This is a genomic window from Streptomyces sp. NPDC001450, assembly GCF_053597295.1.
This window is the reverse complement of the sequence record NZ_JBSFHY010000005.1, coordinates 136,630-154,598: the sequence shown is the minus strand read 5'-3', so window position 1 is coordinate 154,598 and position 17,969 is coordinate 136,630. Positions and strand designations below refer to the sequence as shown.

The 17,969-nt window shown below is 72.0% G+C and carries 21 protein-coding genes; 3 read left to right on the top strand and 18 right to left on the bottom strand.

The window, feature by feature from the left end; genetic code table 11:
* Positions 1 to 89: 89 nt before the first annotated feature.
* From ACWC5O_RS07090 to ACWC5O_RS07030, 13 genes are all read right to left on the bottom strand, one after another.
* On the bottom strand, positions 90 to 749 hold the full coding sequence (locus ACWC5O_RS07090) for a class F sortase (protein ID WP_450580453.1): 660 nt from the start codon (positions 747 to 749) through the stop codon (positions 90 to 92).
* A 15-nt stretch (positions 750 to 764) separates the two neighbouring features.
* Positions 765 to 1,310 carry a hypothetical protein gene (locus ACWC5O_RS07085; protein ID WP_450580452.1) on the bottom strand — a complete coding sequence of 182 codons (546 nt, stop codon included), beginning with the start codon at positions 1,308 to 1,310 and terminating at the stop codon, positions 765 to 767.
* Positions 1,311 to 1,424: 114 nt separating this feature from the next.
* Positions 1,425 to 2,204 carry an HAD-IIA family hydrolase gene (locus tag ACWC5O_RS07080; protein ID WP_450580451.1) on the bottom strand — a complete coding sequence of 260 codons (780 nt, stop codon included), beginning with the start codon at positions 2,202 to 2,204 and terminating at the stop codon, positions 1,425 to 1,427.
* Positions 2,205 to 2,451: 247 nt separating this feature from the next.
* The gene (locus ACWC5O_RS07075; protein ID WP_450580450.1) at positions 2,452 to 3,507 is read right to left on the bottom strand and encodes a 2-aminoethylphosphonate ABC transporter substrate-binding protein; all 1,056 of its coding nucleotides are present in this window, start codon (positions 3,505 to 3,507) and stop codon (positions 2,452 to 2,454) included.
* Between the two features lie 48 nt (positions 3,508 to 3,555).
* Positions 3,556 to 4,353: an ABC transporter permease gene (locus ACWC5O_RS07070; protein WP_450580449.1), complete on the bottom strand. Its 798-nt coding sequence runs from the start codon at positions 4,351 to 4,353 to the stop codon at positions 3,556 to 3,558.
* On the bottom strand, positions 4,340 to 5,122 hold the full coding sequence (locus ACWC5O_RS07065) for a 2-aminoethylphosphonate ABC transporter permease subunit (RefSeq protein ID WP_450580448.1): 783 nt from the start codon (positions 5,120 to 5,122) through the stop codon (positions 4,340 to 4,342). Before ACWC5O_RS07065 ends, ACWC5O_RS07070 begins: the two co-directional genes overlap by 14 nt.
* Positions 5,115 to 6,161 carry an ABC transporter ATP-binding protein gene (locus tag ACWC5O_RS07060; protein ID WP_450580447.1) on the bottom strand — a complete coding sequence of 349 codons (1,047 nt, stop codon included), beginning with the start codon at positions 6,159 to 6,161 and terminating at the stop codon, positions 5,115 to 5,117. The genes ACWC5O_RS07065 and ACWC5O_RS07060 overlap by 8 nt, the downstream gene beginning before the upstream one ends.
* A 1-nt stretch (position 6,162) precedes the next feature.
* Positions 6,163 to 6,861 carry an HAD family hydrolase gene (locus ACWC5O_RS07055; protein ID WP_450580738.1) on the bottom strand — a complete coding sequence of 233 codons (699 nt, stop codon included), beginning with the start codon at positions 6,859 to 6,861 and terminating at the stop codon, positions 6,163 to 6,165.
* Between the two features lie 5 nt (positions 6,862 to 6,866).
* Positions 6,867 to 7,991, bottom strand: a complete 1,125-nt coding sequence (locus tag ACWC5O_RS07050; protein ID WP_450580446.1) for a TIGR03364 family FAD-dependent oxidoreductase — start codon at positions 7,989 to 7,991, stop codon at positions 6,867 to 6,869.
* A 141-nt stretch (positions 7,992 to 8,132) separates the two neighbouring features.
* Positions 8,133 to 8,888, bottom strand: coding sequence for a GntR family transcriptional regulator (locus tag ACWC5O_RS07045; protein ID WP_450580445.1), 756 nt, complete (start codon positions 8,886 to 8,888; stop codon positions 8,133 to 8,135).
* 50 nt (positions 8,889 to 8,938) lie between these two features.
* Positions 8,939 to 9,835 carry a hypothetical protein gene (locus tag ACWC5O_RS07040; protein ID WP_450580444.1) on the bottom strand — a complete coding sequence of 299 codons (897 nt, stop codon included), beginning with the start codon at positions 9,833 to 9,835 and terminating at the stop codon, positions 8,939 to 8,941.
* Positions 9,836 to 9,929: 94 nt separating this feature from the next.
* The gene (locus tag ACWC5O_RS07035; protein ID WP_450580443.1) at positions 9,930 to 10,214 is read right to left on the bottom strand and encodes a hypothetical protein; all 285 of its coding nucleotides are present in this window, start codon (positions 10,212 to 10,214) and stop codon (positions 9,930 to 9,932) included.
* A gap of 185 nt (positions 10,215 to 10,399) precedes the next feature.
* Positions 10,400 to 11,533, bottom strand: coding sequence for an ROK family transcriptional regulator (locus ACWC5O_RS07030; RefSeq protein ID WP_450580442.1), 1,134 nt, complete (start codon positions 11,531 to 11,533; stop codon positions 10,400 to 10,402).
* A gap of 56 nt (positions 11,534 to 11,589) precedes the next feature.
* Here ACWC5O_RS07030 and ACWC5O_RS07025 point away from each other — a divergent pair, with 56 nt between their 5' ends.
* The 3 genes from ACWC5O_RS07025 (at position 11,590) to ACWC5O_RS07015 (ending at position 14,134) form a co-directional block, all read left to right on the top strand.
* The gene (locus ACWC5O_RS07025; RefSeq protein WP_450580441.1) at positions 11,590 to 12,657 is read left to right on the top strand and encodes a Gfo/Idh/MocA family protein; all 1,068 of its coding nucleotides are present in this window, start codon (positions 11,590 to 11,592) and stop codon (positions 12,655 to 12,657) included.
* Positions 12,657 to 13,157 (top strand): heme-degrading domain-containing protein, encoded by a 501-nt coding sequence (locus ACWC5O_RS07020; RefSeq protein WP_450580440.1) that lies wholly within the window; start codon positions 12,657 to 12,659, stop codon positions 13,155 to 13,157. Before ACWC5O_RS07025 ends, ACWC5O_RS07020 begins: the two co-directional genes overlap by 1 nt.
* A 92-nt stretch (positions 13,158 to 13,249) precedes the next feature.
* Complete coding sequence (locus tag ACWC5O_RS07015) at positions 13,250 to 14,134, top strand: LLM class F420-dependent oxidoreductase (RefSeq protein WP_450580439.1); 885 nt, start codon at positions 13,250 to 13,252, stop codon at positions 14,132 to 14,134.
* 10 nt (positions 14,135 to 14,144) lie between these two features.
* On the opposite strand, the gene ACWC5O_RS07010 is transcribed toward ACWC5O_RS07015, so the two are convergent.
* From ACWC5O_RS07010 to ACWC5O_RS06990, 5 genes are all read right to left on the bottom strand, one after another.
* Entirely contained in the window at positions 14,145 to 14,855 is a 711-nt protein-coding gene (locus tag ACWC5O_RS07010) for a hypothetical protein (RefSeq protein WP_450580438.1), read from the bottom strand.
* A 278-nt stretch (positions 14,856 to 15,133) separates the two neighbouring features.
* Complete coding sequence (locus tag ACWC5O_RS07005) at positions 15,134 to 15,991, bottom strand: fumarylacetoacetate hydrolase family protein (RefSeq protein WP_450580437.1); 858 nt, start codon at positions 15,989 to 15,991, stop codon at positions 15,134 to 15,136.
* A 161-nt stretch (positions 15,992 to 16,152) separates the two neighbouring features.
* Complete coding sequence (locus ACWC5O_RS07000; RefSeq protein WP_450580737.1) at positions 16,153 to 16,869, bottom strand: YidC/Oxa1 family membrane protein insertase; 717 nt, start codon at positions 16,867 to 16,869, stop codon at positions 16,153 to 16,155.
* 197 nt (positions 16,870 to 17,066) lie between these two features.
* Positions 17,067 to 17,393, bottom strand: coding sequence for a DUF6412 domain-containing protein (locus tag ACWC5O_RS06995; protein ID WP_450580436.1), 327 nt, complete (start codon positions 17,391 to 17,393; stop codon positions 17,067 to 17,069).
* A gap of 41 nt (positions 17,394 to 17,434) precedes the next feature.
* Positions 17,435 to 17,962: a winged helix-turn-helix transcriptional regulator gene (locus tag ACWC5O_RS06990; RefSeq protein ID WP_450580435.1), complete on the bottom strand. Its 528-nt coding sequence runs from the start codon at positions 17,960 to 17,962 to the stop codon at positions 17,435 to 17,437.
* Positions 17,963 to 17,969 lie beyond the last annotated feature (7 nt).

Genomic DNA, 17,969 nt, shown 5'->3' with positions numbered 1-17,969 from the left:
AGCGCATCGTTCCGGCCCGGTCGACCGAGTACCAATCGTGGCATACCGGCCGGGCCGGTCACGAGGTCGCGCGGGGGGTGTCAGGGGGGTCACGGACCGGTGCCCGTGAGGTACGCGGAGACCACCACGTTGGCCGTGTAGCTGCGGCTGGTGCGGTCGAAGGTGCCGCCGCAGGTGATCAGGCGGAGCTCGGCACGGCCCGGCTGGTGGGGGCCGTAGGCCTGCCGGGCGTCGAAGTCGTCGCGGGCCAGGACGCGGATGCCGTCGACGGTGAAGTGGGCGACCTTGCCGTCCGAGCGGAAAACCCGGACCGTCTCGCCCGGCTTCAGGGTGCTGAGCTTGTAGAAGACGGCGGGCCGGGTCTCGGTGTCGACGTGACCCACCATCAGCGCGGCCCCCGCCGCGCCGGGCGCGGTCCCGGAGCCGTACCAGCCGACCACTCCCGGCCGGTCGAACGGCGGCGGGTCGACGGCACCCCGGCTGTCCAGGCCGCGGGCCGTCACCGGGGCCTGCACGCCCAGTTCGGGGATGTCGATGCGCTGCGGGGTCGCGGCGCCGAGCGGCTCGGCCGCGGGCGGCAGCCGGACCCCGTCGGTGCCGAGGCCGGCCACGTCACCCGGGCCGGACGGGCTCTCGGGTACGTCGGTCACGCCCCGGCCCCACAACCACAGCCCGAGCAGCAGGAGCGCCCAGGCCAGAACGGTGACCAGGCGCGCGGCGCCGGTGGTGCGCCCGGGTTCGTCGGACATGGCCGCGCCACGCCCTCAGTCCGTGCCGCGGCTCCGGCGGGCCCTGAGCAGCCCGACGGCGGCCGCGGCGACCCCGGCGAGGGCCAGGCCGGTCACCGCCTGGCCGGTGCCGGGGGCGGACCCGCTGGTGGCCACCGTGGCGAAGTGTGCGGTGCCGCCGCCACCCGCGTGGACCGGGGCGATGGGCGAGGCGGCGATGCCGGACGGCTTCTCGCCCTGGCCCGAGGACGCCTCCACGACGGTGATCCGACCGGTGATGACCGTGCCGGAACAGCTGATCCGCACGTCGTAGCCGCCCGGATCGAGCGAGGTGCGGATGCGGGTCTCCCCGGCCAGCGCGCCCTGGCCGCCGGTCAGCCGTGCGTCGGAGACGAAGGCGTCGGAAGCGGCGGTGCCCTGCGCTCCGGTGCAGCCCCGCACGAGCAGGGACACATCACCGCCCGGGGCCGGGGAGGCCGGGGTCACCGTGACTCCGGGGCCGCCGTCGGCCGCGTACGCCGCCGGGATCAGGGCGGTGACCGCCAGGAGTCCTGTACAAAGAGTGAGGCGTGCTGAACCCATCGTGAACCTCCAGATAGTGGGAGGCTCCCCCGTACGGCGCGCCTCCGCATCCCAGGGAGGCGCACGACTGCTCCATACGGGTGGTACGGAATGCGGGCCGGGTTTGAACGTCCCTCAGACGAGGTCGACGAGGTCCGCGATGGAGTCGACGACCCGGGAGGCGCGGAAGGGGTGGCGGTCGATGTCCTCGGGCTGGGTGACGCCGGTCAGCACCAGGAAGGTGCGCATCCCGGCCTCCAGGCCCGCGAGGACGTCGGTGTCCATGCGGTCACCGATCATCGCGGAGGTCTCGGAGTGGGCGCCGATCGCGTTGAGCCCGGCCCGCATCATCAGCGGGTTGGGCTTGCCGACGAAGTACGGCTGCTTGCCGGTCGCGGCGGTGATCAGGGCTGCGACCGAGCCGGTGGCCGGCAGGTCGCCCTCGGTGGAGGGGCCGACGTTGTCGGGGTTGGTGGCGATGAACCGGGCGCCGCCGTTGATCAGGCGCACGGCCTTGGTCAGGGCCTCGAAGGAGTAGGTGCGGGTCTCGCCGAGAATCACGAAGTCGGGGTCGTGGTCGGTGAGGATGTAGCCGACGTCGTGCAGTGCGGTGGTCAGGCCCGCCTCGCCGATGACGTAGGCGCTGCCGCCGGGCCGCTGGTCGTCCAGGAACTGGGCGGTGGCCAGGGCGGAGGTCCAGATGTTCTCCACCGGCACGTCCAGGCCCATCCGCCGCAGCCGGGCGTGCAGGTCCCGGGCGGTGTAGATGGAGTTGTTGGTCAGCACCAGGAAAGGCCGCCCGGAGTCGCGCAGCTTCTTCAGGAAGGCGTCGGCGCCGGGGATCGGGACACCCTCGTGGATCAGGACGCCGTCCATGTCGGTGAGCCACGACTCGATGGGCTTGCGGTCTGCCATGTGCTTGCGTCTCCTGCGTGCGTACGGTCAAGAAGCGGGGGCGCCGGAACCACGGCGTACCGACGCCCCCAGCCTAGTCAGGAAGGCCTGATCCTGACCCTGGTCAGGACTGACTCATCACCGACTGATCACTGGCCGATCCGTACGCCGTCGATCACCCGGTACGCGGTGGTGTGCTGTCGACGACGGCGCAGGCGCATACGTACGGCGGAACGGAACCTCTTGGACGGCTGAACCCCCGGAGGGTTCAGCTGCCGGTGGCGGACTTCCAGTCCTCGACGTAGGTCGTGAGGTTCTTGTCGATGTCGTTCCAGTCCGGCTGGAAGATGTCCACGCCGTTCATCAGCTCGGTCAGCGCGGTGGCGTTGGCGTCGGTGGCCTTGACGTCCTGGCGGGCGCTGAAGCCGCCGCCGATCTCGCTGACCTCCTGCTGCTGCTTCTGCGCGAGCATGAAGTCGAGCAGCTTCCTGCCGTTCTCGCCGTGCGGGGCCCTGGTGACCAGGCCGGCCGCGTAGGGCAGGGCGAAGGTGGTGGGCCTGCCGTCCTTCCCGGCCGGGAACCAGATGCCGAGGCCCGGCATGTCCTTGGTCTGGGCGTAGTTCATCTGCACGTCCCCGTTGGCGGCGAGGAGTTCGCCCTTGTCGACCTTGGGGGCGAGCTTGCCGGTGGAGGCGGACGGGCCGACGTTGTTGGCCTGGAGCTTCTTCAGGTAGGCGAGGGCCGCGTCCTTGCCGCCGAAGTCGTGCATCGCCTTGATCAGAACGGCGGTGCCGTCACCGGCGACGCCGGGGGTGGAGTACTGGATCTTGTTCTTGTACTTGGCGTCGAGCAGCTCGTCCCAGGTCTTCGGAGCCTGCTTCAGCTCCTTCTTGTTGTAGACGAAGCCGAAGTAGTTGTTGACGACGGAGATCCAGGTGCCGTCGACGGCCTTGTCGGCGCCGCTGACCAGCGCGGAGTCCTTCGGCTCGTACTTCTCCAGCAGGCCCTTGCTGTCGGCCTGTTGGATGAACGGCGGGAGGGTGACCAGCACGTCGGCCTGCGGGTTGCTCTTCTCACGGACGGCGCGCTGCACCATCTCGCCGGAGCCGCCCTCGACGTACTTGACCTTGATGCCGGTCTGCTTCTGGAAGTCGGCGAAGACCTTGTCGTACCAGCCGTCGCCGTTCTCGCCCCTGAGGCCGTCGGCGCTGTAGACGGTGACGACCTTCTCGTCGGAGGCGGCGGAGGAGCCGCCGCAGGCGGACAGCAGCGGGGTGGCGAGGAGGGTGAGGGCTATGGCGAGCGTGACGCTGTTTCTGGGCATGGCGAGGCGAACTCCTTGCAGACGATGGCGGGTTGGGCGGGTGATGGCTCAGCGGTACGACGCCCGGGTGCGGACCCGGGAGACGGCGAACAGGACGAGCAGGGTCGCGGCCATCAGCACCACCGCGACGGCGGACCCGGCGAGCAGGGCGCCGCGGTCGGTGGCCGCGTAGATCAGGACGGGAAGCGGGGTCCAGTCGGGCGGGTAGAGCATCATCGTGGCGCTCAGTTCACCCATGGACAGGGCGAAGCAGAGGCCGGCGGCGGCGGTGAGCGAGGGCAGCAGGAGCGGCAGCCGCACCCGCCACAGGACGTACGCGGGCCGGGCGCCGAGGGAGGCGGCGGCCTGTTCGTAGGCCGGGTCGAGGCGGGCGATCGCCGCCGACACGGACTGGTGGGCGAACGCCGTGACCAGCACGGTGTGGGCGATGATCACGATCCACCGGGTGCCGTTGAGCAGCAGCGGCGGCTGGGAGAAGGCCACCAGGACCGACAGTCCGACCACCACCGAGGGCACCGCGACCGGCAGCACGAACAGCGCGTCGAGGACCCGGCGGTGGCGTTTCTTCAGGGCCGCACCGGCCAGCGCGGCCCAGGTGCCGGTGGCCAGGGCGAGCAGGCTCGCGGTGACGGCGGTGACCAGGCTGGTGGTCAGCGCCTGGAGGGCCTCGCCGCGGGTGGCGGAGTGGTAGTTGGCCGTCGTCGGGCCCGAGGGCAGGACGCCGGACCAGTGGGTGGCGAAGGAGGCGCCGAGGACGACGAGGAGGGGCAGGGCGAACAGCGGCACGAAGAGGACGAGGAACACCGCCCACACGGCCCACCTGCCCTTGCGGCTATGCACCAGCACGACGGCTCACCACCCGGTAGAGGCCGTACAGCCCCACGGAGATCAGGACGTTGACGACGGCGACCACGCACGCGCCCGGATAGTCGGACTCCAGGATCGCCTTGCTGTAGACGAGCACCGGGAGGGTCGTGACCCCTTTCGCGCCGGTGAACAGCACGATCCCGAACTCGTTGAGGCACAGCACCAGGACGAGGCTCCCGCCGGTCGCGAGCGCGGGCAGCGCCTCCGGCAGGATCACCCGCCGCACGATGCGGGGCGCGCGGGCGCCTAGCGAACTGGCCGCCTCCAGCTGCGCGGTGTCGAGCTGCGAGAAGGCGCCGAGCAGCGGCCGCATCACGAACGGCGTGAAGTAGGTGACCTCCGCCAGCAGCACGCCCCACGGCGTGGTCAGGAACTGGAAGGAACCGATGATGCCGGTGGTGCCGTAGATGAACAGCAGCGCCAGCGTGATGAGGAAGGACGGGAAGGACAGGTACACGTCGACGAACCGCGCCACCGCCTTCGCCCCCGGAAACGGCACGAACGCGATGACCAGAGCGAGCAGGAAGCCGAGGACCAGACACCCGGCCGTGGAAGCCAGCGCGAGCCATACAGTGGTCCACAGTGCGTGCCGGAACGCCTCCGAGGCGAATACGTCGACGTACGGCTGGAGGCAGGCCCCTCCGTCGTCCGGCCGGAAGGACTGCCGGACGACCAGGGCGAGGGGGTAGAGGAAGAAGAGGGCGAGGAGGGCCACCGGTGGAAAGGTCCACAACAGGCGCCTATTCATGGGTGACTCCGGCGGGCAGCAGCACCGCGTCCTCGGAAGCGAAGTGCAGGCTCACGGCGTCCCCGTGTGCTGGTGGTGCCTTCAGCTCACGCAGGTCCGCCATGACCGTGTGCCCACCGACCTCCACGTACAGCCGGTGTGTGGCCCCGCGCCACTGGATCTCGGTGACAGTGCCGACGATCCGGTTGGGTCCCTCCCCGAGCCCGACCAGATGCGGCCGTACGCACAACGTGGCCCGCGCCTGCGCGACCACGCCGCCCGTGTCGACCGTCAGCTCCGTGCCCGCGAAGTCGACTCCCCCGGAGCCCACAGTCACCGGCAACAGATTCGCGCCGCCCACGAAGGAAGCCGTGAACTCACTCTTCGGCGCCTGATACAGCTCGCGAGGCGTCCCGCACTGCTGAAGCCGCGCCGCGTCCATCACGGCGATCCGGTCGGCCAAGGTCAGTGCCTCGACCTGGTCATGGGTGACGTACAGCATCGACACGTCCGGCAACTCCCGGTGCAGCCGGGCGAGTTCGGCCAGCATCCCGGACCGCAGCCGGGCGTCCAGCGCGGACAGCGGCTCGTCCAGGAGCAGCACGTCCGGCCGGACGGCGAGCGCGCGGGCGATGGCGACGCGCTGCTGCTGCCCGCCGGACAACTCGCGCGGGTGACGGCGGGCGTAGGCCGCCATGCCGGTCATCTCCAGTGCCTCGGCGACCCGTTGTCGTATCTCGCTCCCGGCCGTCCTGCGGGCCTTGAGTCCGAACGCCACGTTCTCGTCGACGCGCATGTGCGGGAACAGGGCGTACTGCTGCACCACCATGCCGATGCCCCGCCGGTACGGCGGCAGGTCCGTCACGTCCCTGCCGCCGAGAAGCACCCGCCCGGACACGGGCCGCACGAATCCGGCGACCGCCCGCAGCGCGGTGGTCTTGCCGGAGCCGGACGGCCCGAGCAGCGCCATGACCTCGCCGGGCTCGACGGTCAGGTCGAGGGCGTCGAGGACGACGTTTCCGTCGTAGGCGACGGTGACGGAGTCGAAGCGGATGCCCATCTCAGCGCGCTCCCGACAACAGGGCGGGCAGGCCGGCGACGGAGTCGAGGACGTGCGTGGCGCCGGCCGCGCGGAACGCGTCGTCGCCGTGGGCACCGGTGCGGACGCCCACGACGAGGCCTGCTCCGGCGCGTACGCCGCTGAGCACGTCGTAGGACGTGTCGCCGACGACGGCGACCTGCCGGACGCCCTCGGCGGCCTGGGTCCGCACGAATGCTTCCAGCACCATGTCCGGGTACGGTCGGCCCCGCCCGCCCGCGTCGGCCGGGCACAGGGTGAGCGGTACGAGGTCCTGCCAGCCGAGCGCGGCCAGGACGGCGTCCTGGGTGACGCGGGCGAAGCCGGTGGTCAGGACGACGGTACGGCCGCTGCCGGCCAGCTCCTCGACGGCCTCGCGGGCGCCGGGGACCGGGGCGATCAGACCTGCGTCGACGAGGTCGCCGTACGCCTTCTCGAAGGCGGTGTTGGCGCGCTGGGCGCGGCCCTCGTCCCCGAACAGGTGCCGGAAGACGGAGATCTTGGACTCGCCCATGGTGGCGCGGACGTAGGCCAGCTTCTCGGCGTGGTCGGCGGAGCCGGGCTCGACGCCCAGTTCGACGGCGGCCGTCTCGAAGGCGCGCTCGACCAGGCCGCCGTCGGCGACGGTGGTGCCGGCCATGTCGAGGACGACGAGACGGATGTCGTGGATGTCGGTGGTCAACTCTCTCACCAGCCCAGTTCGTTCGCGGTGGTTTCGGCGATCGCGGGCGAGCAGGTCATGCCGCGCCCGCCGGGCCCGGTGACCAGCCACACGCCGTCGCTCACCTGCTGCCGGTGCACGACCCGGCTCGTGTCGGCGCACTGCGCGTACACGCCCGCCCAGCGGCGGCGGATCTTCGGCAGCGGCCGGCCGAGGAGGGACTCGACGACCTCGGCGAGGTGGTCGTAGGGGTCCTCGAGCGTGTCGAAGGCGAAGGGGTGCTCGTACTCGTGGGTGTCGCCGATGGTCAGGCCGCCGTCGGCGCGCTGCACCATGAGCAGCTGCATCCTGTGCTCGGCGGCGGTCGCCGGCTGCGGTTGGCCGGCGTTGAGCGCGTCCAGCGCCGGGGAGGCGTAGGCCGGGTAGTAACGGAAGCTGTCGGCGTCCGCGACCGAGGTGGTGAGCGGTTCGCCGAGCGGGTCGGTCTGCATCATCTGGAGGCGGACGCGGCGCACGGGCAGCTCGGGCCCGGCCAGCTCCCGTACCAGTCCGCCGAGCCAGGCGCCGGTGCACAGCACGACGGCGTCCGCGTGGTGCACGTCGCCGTGGTCGTCCCGGACGGCCCCGGCACCGACCACCTCGCGCACCTCGCGCCCCGGCAGGAAGGTGTAGTTCGGGGACTTCAGCAGCTCCGCGCGCAGCGCCAGTTGGGCGGTGCGCGGCTCGACGGCGGCGTCGCGCTCGCAGTGGAGGGCGGCGGTGAACTCGCCGCGCAGGGCGGGGTTGAGGGCCCGCGCCTCGCCGGGGGTCAGCAGCTTGTAGCCGCGTTCGGCGGCGTCCGGGCGGGCCACGGCGGCCTCGGCGACGGCGAGTTCGAGGGGGCCGCGCACCGGGGTGAGCGATCCGTTGGCCCGGAAGCCGAGCCCGGGCACGCGCCCGCCGATCCCTTCCCACAGCTCCCGCGCCCGCAGCGCGGTCTCCAGCTCTTCTCCGCCGGCGCGACCACTGACCCAGATCTGCCCGAAGTTGCGCAGCGAGGCGCCGCGCGCCTCCGCTTCACGCTCGATCTGGACGACCTGGTGGCCGCGCTCCACTGCTTGCCAGGCGTGCATGGTGCCCACCACGCCTGCTCCGACGACTGTCACTCTCACGGCGGCAACGCTCCTCGCGCACAGGGAACCGGAAGGGTCCGGCTGACAACGAGAGCGTGAACGACCCATCACGTTTGGGCTAGACCCGTTATCTTCTCGTGACAATGCGGAGGGTGGATGATGGGCGATTTTGGGCGGTTTTCAGCCCTTCAGGTGCGTGGTGAAGGAGAACCGGTCGCCCCGGTACAGGGTGCGCACGCGCTCCAGCGGACGCCCCTCCGTGTCCCGGGACACGCGGTGGATCAGCAGCATCGGAAGGGCGGGCGGGGTGCCGATGAGCAGGGCCTCGCGGGGGGTCGCCAGCACGGTCTCGATGCGCTCGTCGGCGTCGCCGAACCCGATGCCCTGGGCCTTCAGATAGGCGTAGAAGGAGGAGTCGGGGTCGAAGCGGGAGTCGAGGTCGGGGACCCGGTCGACGGCGACGTAGGTGCTCTCCAGGCCGACCCGCTCGTCGTCGGCGAGCAGCACCCGCTCCAGGTGCCAGACGGGTTCGCCCCGGGTCAGCCCGGTCTCGGCGGCGAGGGGCTCCGGGCACGGGAAGCGGTCGAGGGTGACGAGCGTACGTCCGGGCGTACGGCCCTGCCGGCGCACGCCCTCGGTGTAGCTGGCGAGGGACAGCGGCTGGGCCAGCTTGGGCCCGGCGACGACGGTTCCCCGGCCGCGCCGCTGGAGGCGCCCCTCCAGTACCAGCTCCCGAACGGCCTGCCGTACGGTCTCGCGGGCGACGTCGTACCGCTCGGCGAGATCGCGTTCGGTGGGGATGAGACCGCCCTCCCCCAGTTCCTCCAGCATCCCGGCGATGCGCGCCTTGACCGCGTAGTACTTCGGGATGCGCCCGTGCTCGGGGATGCCGGAGCGGACGGGGGCGCCGGGGGCCTGGTCGTTCGGGTAGTCCACGCAGGGATCGTCGCAGACAGGGGCGTGCCCGTAGTACGGCGGCCCGTGCCTCAGCGGCGTCGGCGGGACAGGAGGAACGCGCCGCCGCCGACGGCGAGCAGGGCGACGCCTGCCGCGAGCAGCCCGTGCGCGAGCCCGAGCCCGGTGCGGGCGAGTTCCCGGGCCCGCTCTCCGGCTTCCTCGGCCTCCGCGGCGAAGGGGAGGGAGGGGTCGTCGAAGTCGCCGAAGTCGCCGGGGTCTTCGGGATCGCCGGGGTCTTCGGGGTCGCCGGGATCTTCGGTACTGCTCGGGGTGGCCTGGGGAGTGCCGGACGGACTGGTCGCCGTCGCCTCCGGGTCCGCCGTATCTTGCGGGTCTTGCGGGTCTTGCGGATCCGCGGGATCCTCCGGCTCGTCTCCGACGCCGAAGCGGTAGTCGTTGGACTCCCCGACCCAGTCGCCGTCCTCGCCCCGGCGCTGGACGACGGCCGCGTTGGCGGTGATGTGGTCGGGTACGGCGTCGGAGGTGAGCGAGAGCCTGACCTTGACCGTGACGGTCGCGCCGGGCGCCACGGTGAACCCGTCGAACCCCTCGCCGTCCAGCACGCCGACCAGCTCCTGCTCGTCGGTGCTCTCGAAGCTGACGGGCCGGGCGCGGGGGCCGTCGTAGAAGTCCAGCTTGGGCTGGGACGGCTTCAGGGTGCGCTTGTCGTCGACGAGGACGACGACGGGGTGGACGTCGGTACAGGTGCCGCTGGTGGTGTTGGTGAGGTCGATGTACCAGGTGCCGAAGCCTCCGCCCGCCTCGTAGGAGGCGGGCCCGCCGTGGATCCGGGTGGTCACCGGGAAGGCACGGCCGCCGGGTGCCGCGCAGGAGGGGGTCGCGTCCGCGTGCGCGGCAGCCGACGACACGGGCACGAGAGCGGTGGCTGCGGCGAGGCAGAGGGGCAGAGACGTGCACGGTCGCATGAACACATGACCATGCCGGGTGGGGGCGGGGGGCTTGGGGTGCCACTCCGGGGCCGGGGGGAAGTCCGCTCGATCAGCCGACGCGGCCGACGGGCTAGACGGAAGCCACGACCTGGCCGGACATGACCTGGGGAGGGTTGGGGAGCAGCGGCGCGAGGTGGTCCCGCACGAAGACCGCCGCCCTCCTGATCGATTCGTCGGCTCCCGCCTCGTTCTCGAAGACGCTGGTCGAGATCATGACCCCGTTGCCGGCGTCGACCCAGTAGTAGGCCAGGAGGCCTGGAATATCACGGATGAGCGGCACGAATCCCTCGTTCACCCGGCGGCCGGCCTCGGCCGGATCGGTGACCCCTTCGTACCGTCTGACGGCTGCGTACACGCTGTTCTCCTCACGAGTCCGGGGCATCTGGTGCGCAGACGCCGTACCCGTGCGACGCGCGCTCCGCTCGCGCCTCGTCCGGCAATCACCTGAAGGGACCGTCGAGCGGTCCGGACGGTGCACCTCTCAGCCGCCTGGTCGCATCAGGCGTCCGCCCGCCCGAATCAGCCGACCGCCCGCCCGAATCAGCCGTCCGCCCGCCCGAACACCGGCGCCAACAGCAACTGCGCGGCGCCCTCCGCGACGACCCGTTCCCCTCGCGGAGCGACCCGCACGGGGACCGTCCCGCCGGGCACGCCCTCCCGCCGGGCCTGTGCGTCGAGCATCTCGGCGACCCCGCGGACGAACGGCTCCGGCGCTGCGGAGATCGTCCGCCCCCCGAGCAGCACCAGGTCGATGTCCAGCAACCCCACCAGGTTCCCGGCCCCGACCCCCAGCACCCGCGCCGCCTCCCCCACCTCTCCCCGCGCCACAGCCCCCAGGCACAGCGCCTCCACGCAGCCCCGGTTCCCGCACTCGCACGGCGGCCCGTCCAGCTGAAGCACCTGATGGCCGAACTCCCCGGCCCCGGTCCGCGCCCCCCGATGCACACTGCCGCCGATCACCAGGCCGGCGCCCAGTCCCGTACCGAGATGCAGATAGGCGAAGGACCCGCCCTCACCCCCGACCGACAGCCCGAGCGCCGCCGCGTTGGTGTCCTTGTCCACCACGACCGGCACCCCCAGCCGCTCGGCCAGCGCGTCCCGCAGCGGGAAGCCGTCCCACTCCGGAAACCCGGTGACTCGGTGCAGCACCCCGCGCGCGTGATCGAGCGGCCCGGGAAGGGCGACCCCCACACCGAGCAGTGACCCGACGGCGGGAAGTCCCTCATCGGCGCCGCCCAGAACCTCCCCGACCAGCCCGGTCACCGCGTCGGCCACCACCCCCAGCACGGCCTCCGCCCCGGCACCCAGGTCCACGTCCCCGCGCCGCTCCCCGACCACCGCCCCGTCGAGATCCACCAGCACGGCCCGCAGCTCGTCCCGGTCCAGATGCACCCCCACCGCATGCCCGGCCTCCGGCACCAGCCGCAGCACGGTGCGCGGCTTGCCGCCGGTGGACGCCCGGCGTCCGGCCTCCGCCGCGAGCCCCTCCTCCCGCAGCCGCGCGGTGATCTTGCTGACGGCCTGCGGGGTCAGCCCGGTCCGCTCGGCCAGCTCCAGACGGCTGATGCCCTCCGCCCCCGCCGCGCGCAGCAGATCCAGCACCAGCGCGGTGTTGTGACTGCGCACCGCGAGCAGGTTCGCTCCCACCGGCCCGCCGCTCTTCGTCCTGTTCACGCCACCATTCTCCCCGCCACTTGCACTTTGGCAACAGCGTTGCGAAAGTAGGACGCATGACTGGTACCCCCCTCCGCGTCGGCCTGATCGGCTACGGCCTCGCAGGCTCTGTCTTCCACGCCCCGCTGATCGCCGCCACCGAGGGCCTCGCCCTGGACACGGTGGTCACCTCGTACCCCGAGCGGCAGGAGCAGGCCCATGCCGAGTTCCCGGGCGTCCGCATCGCCGCCACCCCCGACGAGCTGTTCGACCGCGCCGACGAGCTGGACCTGGTCGTCATCGCCTCCCCGAACAAGACGCACGTCCCGCTCGCCACCACCGCCCTCGAGGCGGGCCTGCCGGTGGTCGTGGACAAGCCGGTGGCGGGTACGGCGGCCGAGGCGCGTGAGCTGGCCGCCCTCGCCGAGGAGCGCGGCCTGCTGCTCTCGGTCTTCCAGAACCGCCGCTGGGACAGCGACTTCCTGACCCTGCGCGGGCTGCTGGAGAAGGGCGAACTGGGCGACGCCTGGCGCTTCGAGTCCCGCTTCGAGCGCTGGCGCCCGCAGCCGAAGGGCGGCTGGCGCGAGTCCGGCGACCCGGCAGAGATCGGAGGTCTGCTCTACGACCTCGGCAGCCATGTCGTCGACCAGGCCCTGGTCCTCTTCGGGCCGGTCACCGAGGTGTACGCCGAGACGGACGTCCGCCGCCCCGGCGCCGAGACGGACGACGACACCTTCATCGCGCTGACCCACGCGAACGGCGTCCGCTCCCACCTCTACGTCTCCGCCACCACGGCCCAGCTCGGCCCGCGCTTCCGGGTCCTCGGCTCGCAGGCGGGCTTCGTGAAGTACGGCCTGGACCCGCAGGAGGCCGCGCTCAGGGAAGGCCTGCGGCCGGGCCCCGCCTGGGGCGCGGAACCCGAGTCGCTGTGGGGCCGCATCGGCTCCGGCGAGTCCCCGCTGACCGGCGGCGGCCGCCCCGTACCGACCCTCCCCGGCGACTACCCGGCCTACTATGCGGCCGTGGCGGCGGCCCTGACCGGCGCCGGTCCCAACCCGGTGACCGCCCTGGAGGCGGCCGCCGCACTCGACGTACTGGAAGCTGCCCGGCGCTCCGCCCGCGACAAGGTGACGGTGACCCTCTGATGCACCACCCGCAGATCACCCCGAAGTTCGCCCCCGAGATCACCCCGAGCGTGGAGGAGCTGGAGGCGCAGGAACGCCGTCTGGTCTTCCGCCGGTTCACCTATGACGACGCCTGGGCCCTCGGCTCCCTCCTGGTCGAGCTGGCCAGGGAGCGCCAGGCGCCGGTGGCCATCGACATCCACCGCTCCGGCCAGCAGCTCTTCCACGCGGCCCTGCCCGGCTCCACGCCCGACAACGACGCCTGGATCGACCGCAAACGCCGGGTGGTGGAGCGCTACGGCGTCTCCTCGTACCTGGTCGGCGCCCGCTTCCGCGCCAAGGGCACGACGTTCGAGGACTCCTCCCGCCTGGATCCGGACACCTACGCGGCCCACGGCGGCTCGTTCCCGATCCACGTCGAGGAGGTGGGCGTCATCGGCACGGTGACCGTGTCCGGCCTGCCCCAACTGCAGGACCACCGCTTCGTGGTGGAGGCGCTGGAGCAGTTCCTGGCCGAGTAGCCCGTACGCAGGATTACCGCGCGGCTCCCTCCGGTTGGCACCGACGTGAACGACGATCACGGCACGACACCCACCCGGAGGGAACGGACCCGATGAGCGAGTCGACGAGCAGCGCGCGCACCTTCAAGGAGAGGATCGGCCGGTACGGCGTCTGGAGTGTGGGGCTCCGCTCGGAGGACCCGGCCCGGCGCGACGCCATCGCCGAGGCCGCCGTGGAACTGGAACAACTCGGGTACGGAGCCGTCTGGCTGGGCGGCAGCAGCGCCGCCCGGCACGCCGCCCCGCTCCTCGAAGCGACGTCCCGGCTGGTCGTCGGCACGAGCATCCAGAGCATCTGGCAGTACGAGGCCGATGCGAGCGCGGCCGCCTTCGCCGAGGTCGAGTCGGCCCACCCCGGCCGCTTCCTGCTCGGCCTCGGCGTGAGCCACGCCAAGCTCGCGGACCAGTACCGCCGCCCGTACTCTGCACTCGTCGCCTACCTGGACGCGCTGGACACGGCCGGTGTCCCGGCCGGGCGCCGGGTCCTGGCGGCGCTCGGCCCGAAGACCCTGGAGCTGTCCCGGGACCGGGCGGCAGGCGCGATCCCCTACCTCGTCACCCCCGAGCACACCGCCCAAGCGCGCGAGATCCTGGGTGAAGAGCCGCTGCTGGCCCCGGAGTTCGCGGTCGTCCCCGAGGCCGACCCGGCCCGCGCCCGCGCCCTGGCCCGTGACCACCTCGCCCTGTACCTCATGCTCCCCAACTACACCAACAGCTTCCTGCGCCTCGGCTTCACCGAGGACGACCTGACCGCCGGCGGCAGCGACCGCCTGGTCGACGCGCTCTACGCGTGGGGCGACGAGAACCGGATCCGGGGCCGGATCAACGCGTTCCACGAGGCGGGTGCGGATCATGTGGCGATCCAGGTGGTGGACGGGGGGGCGCGTGACGCGCTGCCGCGCGAGGCATGGCGCAGGCTGGCGTCCGTACTGGACTGAGAAGCGCGGCTCAGACCGCGGCCTGACCGCCGCGCCGCGCCGGGCAGTCGCGCAGCAGCTTCCTGATCTGCCCGGCGCGGTCGTTACCCGGGGGCAGCTGATTCATGCGGCGTTGGAGCAGGCCCCTCGTCTCCTCGTCCAGGAACTCGCAGTGGCCCCTGAAGACCTCGCGTAGTGCCTTGAGCGCCCAGTACTCGTTGAACGGTTTGTCCTCGGACACCGCCGCCTCGGCGAGTGCGCGTCCCCACGCCGGATCCGGATTGGCGTACAGGTACGCGGCAGCAGCCAGCCGCAACCCCCGGTCGCTGCTCCGGAGATTGCTCTCGACGTCGAAGTCCGGTGCGCCTCGCAGCAGACCGACCATCTCGTCCGCCACGTCGGACATCGCCTGTGTCCTGGCCTGCCCACTGGACATGGTCCACCGGATCTCGTTGTACCGCGCCGCCAGCTGATCGACCGGGTCGGCCCGCGCCGGCATGGCGGCCCGGCCGCCCGGCTGCGCTCTGCTGAGCGCCTCCCTCACCCCGTCGGCCAGATCCTCCGCGGTCTCCTGATGCCTCGCCTCGACCTCCCGCGTCTCGCGGATGGCCTCCTGCGCGGTACTCCGGGCCTCCTCCACCTGGCGCTTCAGCGTGATGCCGAATCCGGAGACCTCGGAGAAGAAGACACCCAGGAGCACCAGGATCACGAGGCCGAGGACGACCATCGGAGGATCCGTCATCTGCGGATGTCGACAGACGGTGACGACGTTCCCGTTCGAAGCCATCTGCTGGTCGCACACGTCGGTGGTGAAGAACAGAACGATGGCCGCGCCCGCAGCGAGTGCCGCCAGCACAGCCGCCGCCCACTGGAACGGCCTGACTCCTCTCCGACCGATCGTCGAGGTCCCATCAGCTCCCGTCGCGGCCATCCCTCACCCTTCGGCCAAGCCGGCACCGGCGCCATGCTTGCCCGCGAGACCGCCGCTTGGCAAGCACGACACCCCGACGGCGAGGTGCCTCAGGCGTCCTTGAACTCCTGCCGCTGCCGCCCGAGTCCCTCGATCTCCAGCTCCACCACGTCCCCGGCCCGCAGGAACGGTTTCGGCTCGGGCCGGCCGAGTGCGACGCCCGCCGGCGTACCGGTGTTGATGACGTCGCCGGGGTACAGGGTCATGAACTGGCTGACGTAGCGGACGACTTCGCCCACCGGGAAGATCTGGTCGGCGGTGGTCCCGTCCTGCTTCAGCTCCCCGTTGACCCACAGCCGGAGCGGCAGGTCCTGCGGGTCGGCGATCTCGTCGGCGGTCACCAGCCACGGCCCCAGCGGGTTGAACGTCTCGCAGTTCTTCCCCTTGTCCCAGGTCCCGCCCCGCTCGATCTGGAACTCCCGCTCGGACACGTCGTGCGCCACCGCGTAGCCGGCGACATGCGCGAGCCCCTCCTCGGCCGACTCCAGGTAGCGGGCCGTACGTCCGATGACCACGGCCAGCTCCACCTCCCAGTCGGTCTTGGCGGACCGGCGCGGCACGAGCACGGTGTCGTTCGGCCCGACGACCGTGTCGGCGGCCTTGAAGAAGATCACGGGCTCGGCGGGCGGCTCGGCCCCCGTCTCACGGGCGTGGTCGTGGTAGTTGAGCCCGATGCACACGATCTTGCCGATCCGGCCGAGCGGGGGACCGATCCTGAGGCCCTCGGCGTCCAGCGCGGGCAGCTCGCCGGTCTCGGCCGCCGCCCGTACCCGGCCGAACGCGCCGGCGTCCGCGAGCAGCGCACCGTCGATGTCGTCCACGATCCCCGACAGATCCCGCAGGGTCCCCTCGGCGTCGAGCAGCGCGGGGCGCTCAGCCCCTGCCGTACCGACTCGCAGCAGCTTCATGGTCACAATCTCCCTCGATCGCGGGCGCCCGCCAATGGGTGCAGCCATCGGAGGACTGGTCGATCCTCCAATCCGGGTGTCCAGTCCGCAAGACCCTGTTCACGGACTGGACCGTAACCACGGCCCCGAGAAGGCGGCTCCGCGCTCCGGGTCGAGCCGGCTCAGCGGTAGAGCGCGGCCCGCTCCACCGCGCTCCAGGTCGTACTCGTGACGACGTACAACGCGGCCGCGAGCGGCACCACCGCCACGGTGACGAGCGTGAAGAAGGACATGAACGGCATGACCTTGTTGACCGCGCCGAGCCCCGGCACCTGCTCGCCCTCACCGGCGGTGACCGTGACCGGGTTCTTGGCCATCATCAGCTTGGTGCGCCGGTAGTTGAAGGCGGCGACGGCCGCGACGAGGGCGAACAGCGCGAGGTAGACGAGTCCGGCCGCCCCGAAGACCCCGCCGCCCGAGAGGGCGTCGGCCCAGCGTCCGCCGAGCGGCGCGGCGAACAGCGAGTGGGTCAGCAGCGCGTTGGCCTCGCCGCCGACCGAGGTGTTGGAGAAGAGGTGGTACAGGAGGAAGAAGGCGGGCAGCTGGAGCAGGCTGGGCAGGCAGCCGGAGAGCGGTGAGACCTTCTCCTCGGCGTGCAGTTCGAGTACCGCCTTCTGCAGCCGCTCGGGCTCCTTCGCGTGCTTCTTGCGCAGCTCGGCGATTCTCGGCTGCAGCTCGGCCCGGGCGCGCTGGCCGCGGGCGGCGGCCCGGGACAGGGGATGCACGAGCAGCCGTACGAGCGCGGTGAACAGGACGATCGCGGCGGCGGCCGCGGAGGCGTGGAAGAACGGCTGGAGCAGGTCGGCGAGCTGCTCGACCAGGCGGGCGAAAACGGACATGAACGCGGACATGGCGGGACCCTCCGTGCAGGGGTGTGTCGTCGTGCCGGGGTGACCGGAGATGGCATGGCGGCATGACGACCCGCGCGGGGGCCGGGTGAGACCGGGGTCGGCCGGGACCGGATGCGACCGGGGTCGGCCCGCACCAGGTGCGCCCCGGTTCGGCCCGGACCAGGTGTGACCGGGTCGGCGGTGCCCTACGCGCAGATCGTCGCGAGGGCGTGTCCGGGTGCCCGGGGCCGGCGGCGTCCCGAGGCGTCGGGGTCGCGCTGGGGCAGGAAGGCCGTACGGCGGGCCCGGTCGCGTATCGCCGTACGGACCCGGGTGGGCGGGACGGCGGGTGCGCAGCGGGCGGCAAGGAGCGAGCTCGCGGCGAGCGCGGAACCGGCGGCGGCGGTCGCGGCGAGCGCGACGGTGGTGGAGAGGCTGCCGGTGTCGAGGAGCGCGGCCTGGAGCAGGAGCAGGTTCACCAGGACGAGCAGCAGGGCGACGGGACGCGTGCCGACGACACGACTTCGGTCCACTTCCTCCCCCTTCGCTGACCTGCTGTTCTGCTCACTCCCGGTTATACAGGATCGATCTCCAGGGGCTCCAGGAGCCTCTTCGGCTTGAGCAGTGCCCTGCTGACCGGATCCGCCGGATCGGGATCGAGTCCCGGGCCCGGCATCAGTACAACGTCCGCGACGGGTACGACGGTTCCGCAGGCGGGACATTCACTGTACGGCCCCAGTTCGGTACCGCACTCCGCGTGCCGGAAGGACCGCAGCTGGGCCGTCTGGAAGTTCTCGCGGCCCCACAGCGCGAGGGCCCGCAGCGCCGGCCACAGCGCGATGCCGCGCTCGGTGACGACGTACTCGTCGCGCGGCGGCGACTCCTGGTACCGGCGCTTGTCGAGAAGCCCCTCCTCGGTGAGCGTCTTCAGCCGGGCCGAGAGGACCGCGCGCGGGATGCCGAGGTGGACGAGGAAGTCGTTGTAGCGCCGGACGCCGTAGATCGCGTCGCGGACGACGAGGAGCGTCCACCGCTCGCCGACGACCTCGAGCGCGCGGGCGATCGAGCATTCCTGCGTCGCGTAGTCCTTGCCCAGTGCCATGGCGTCC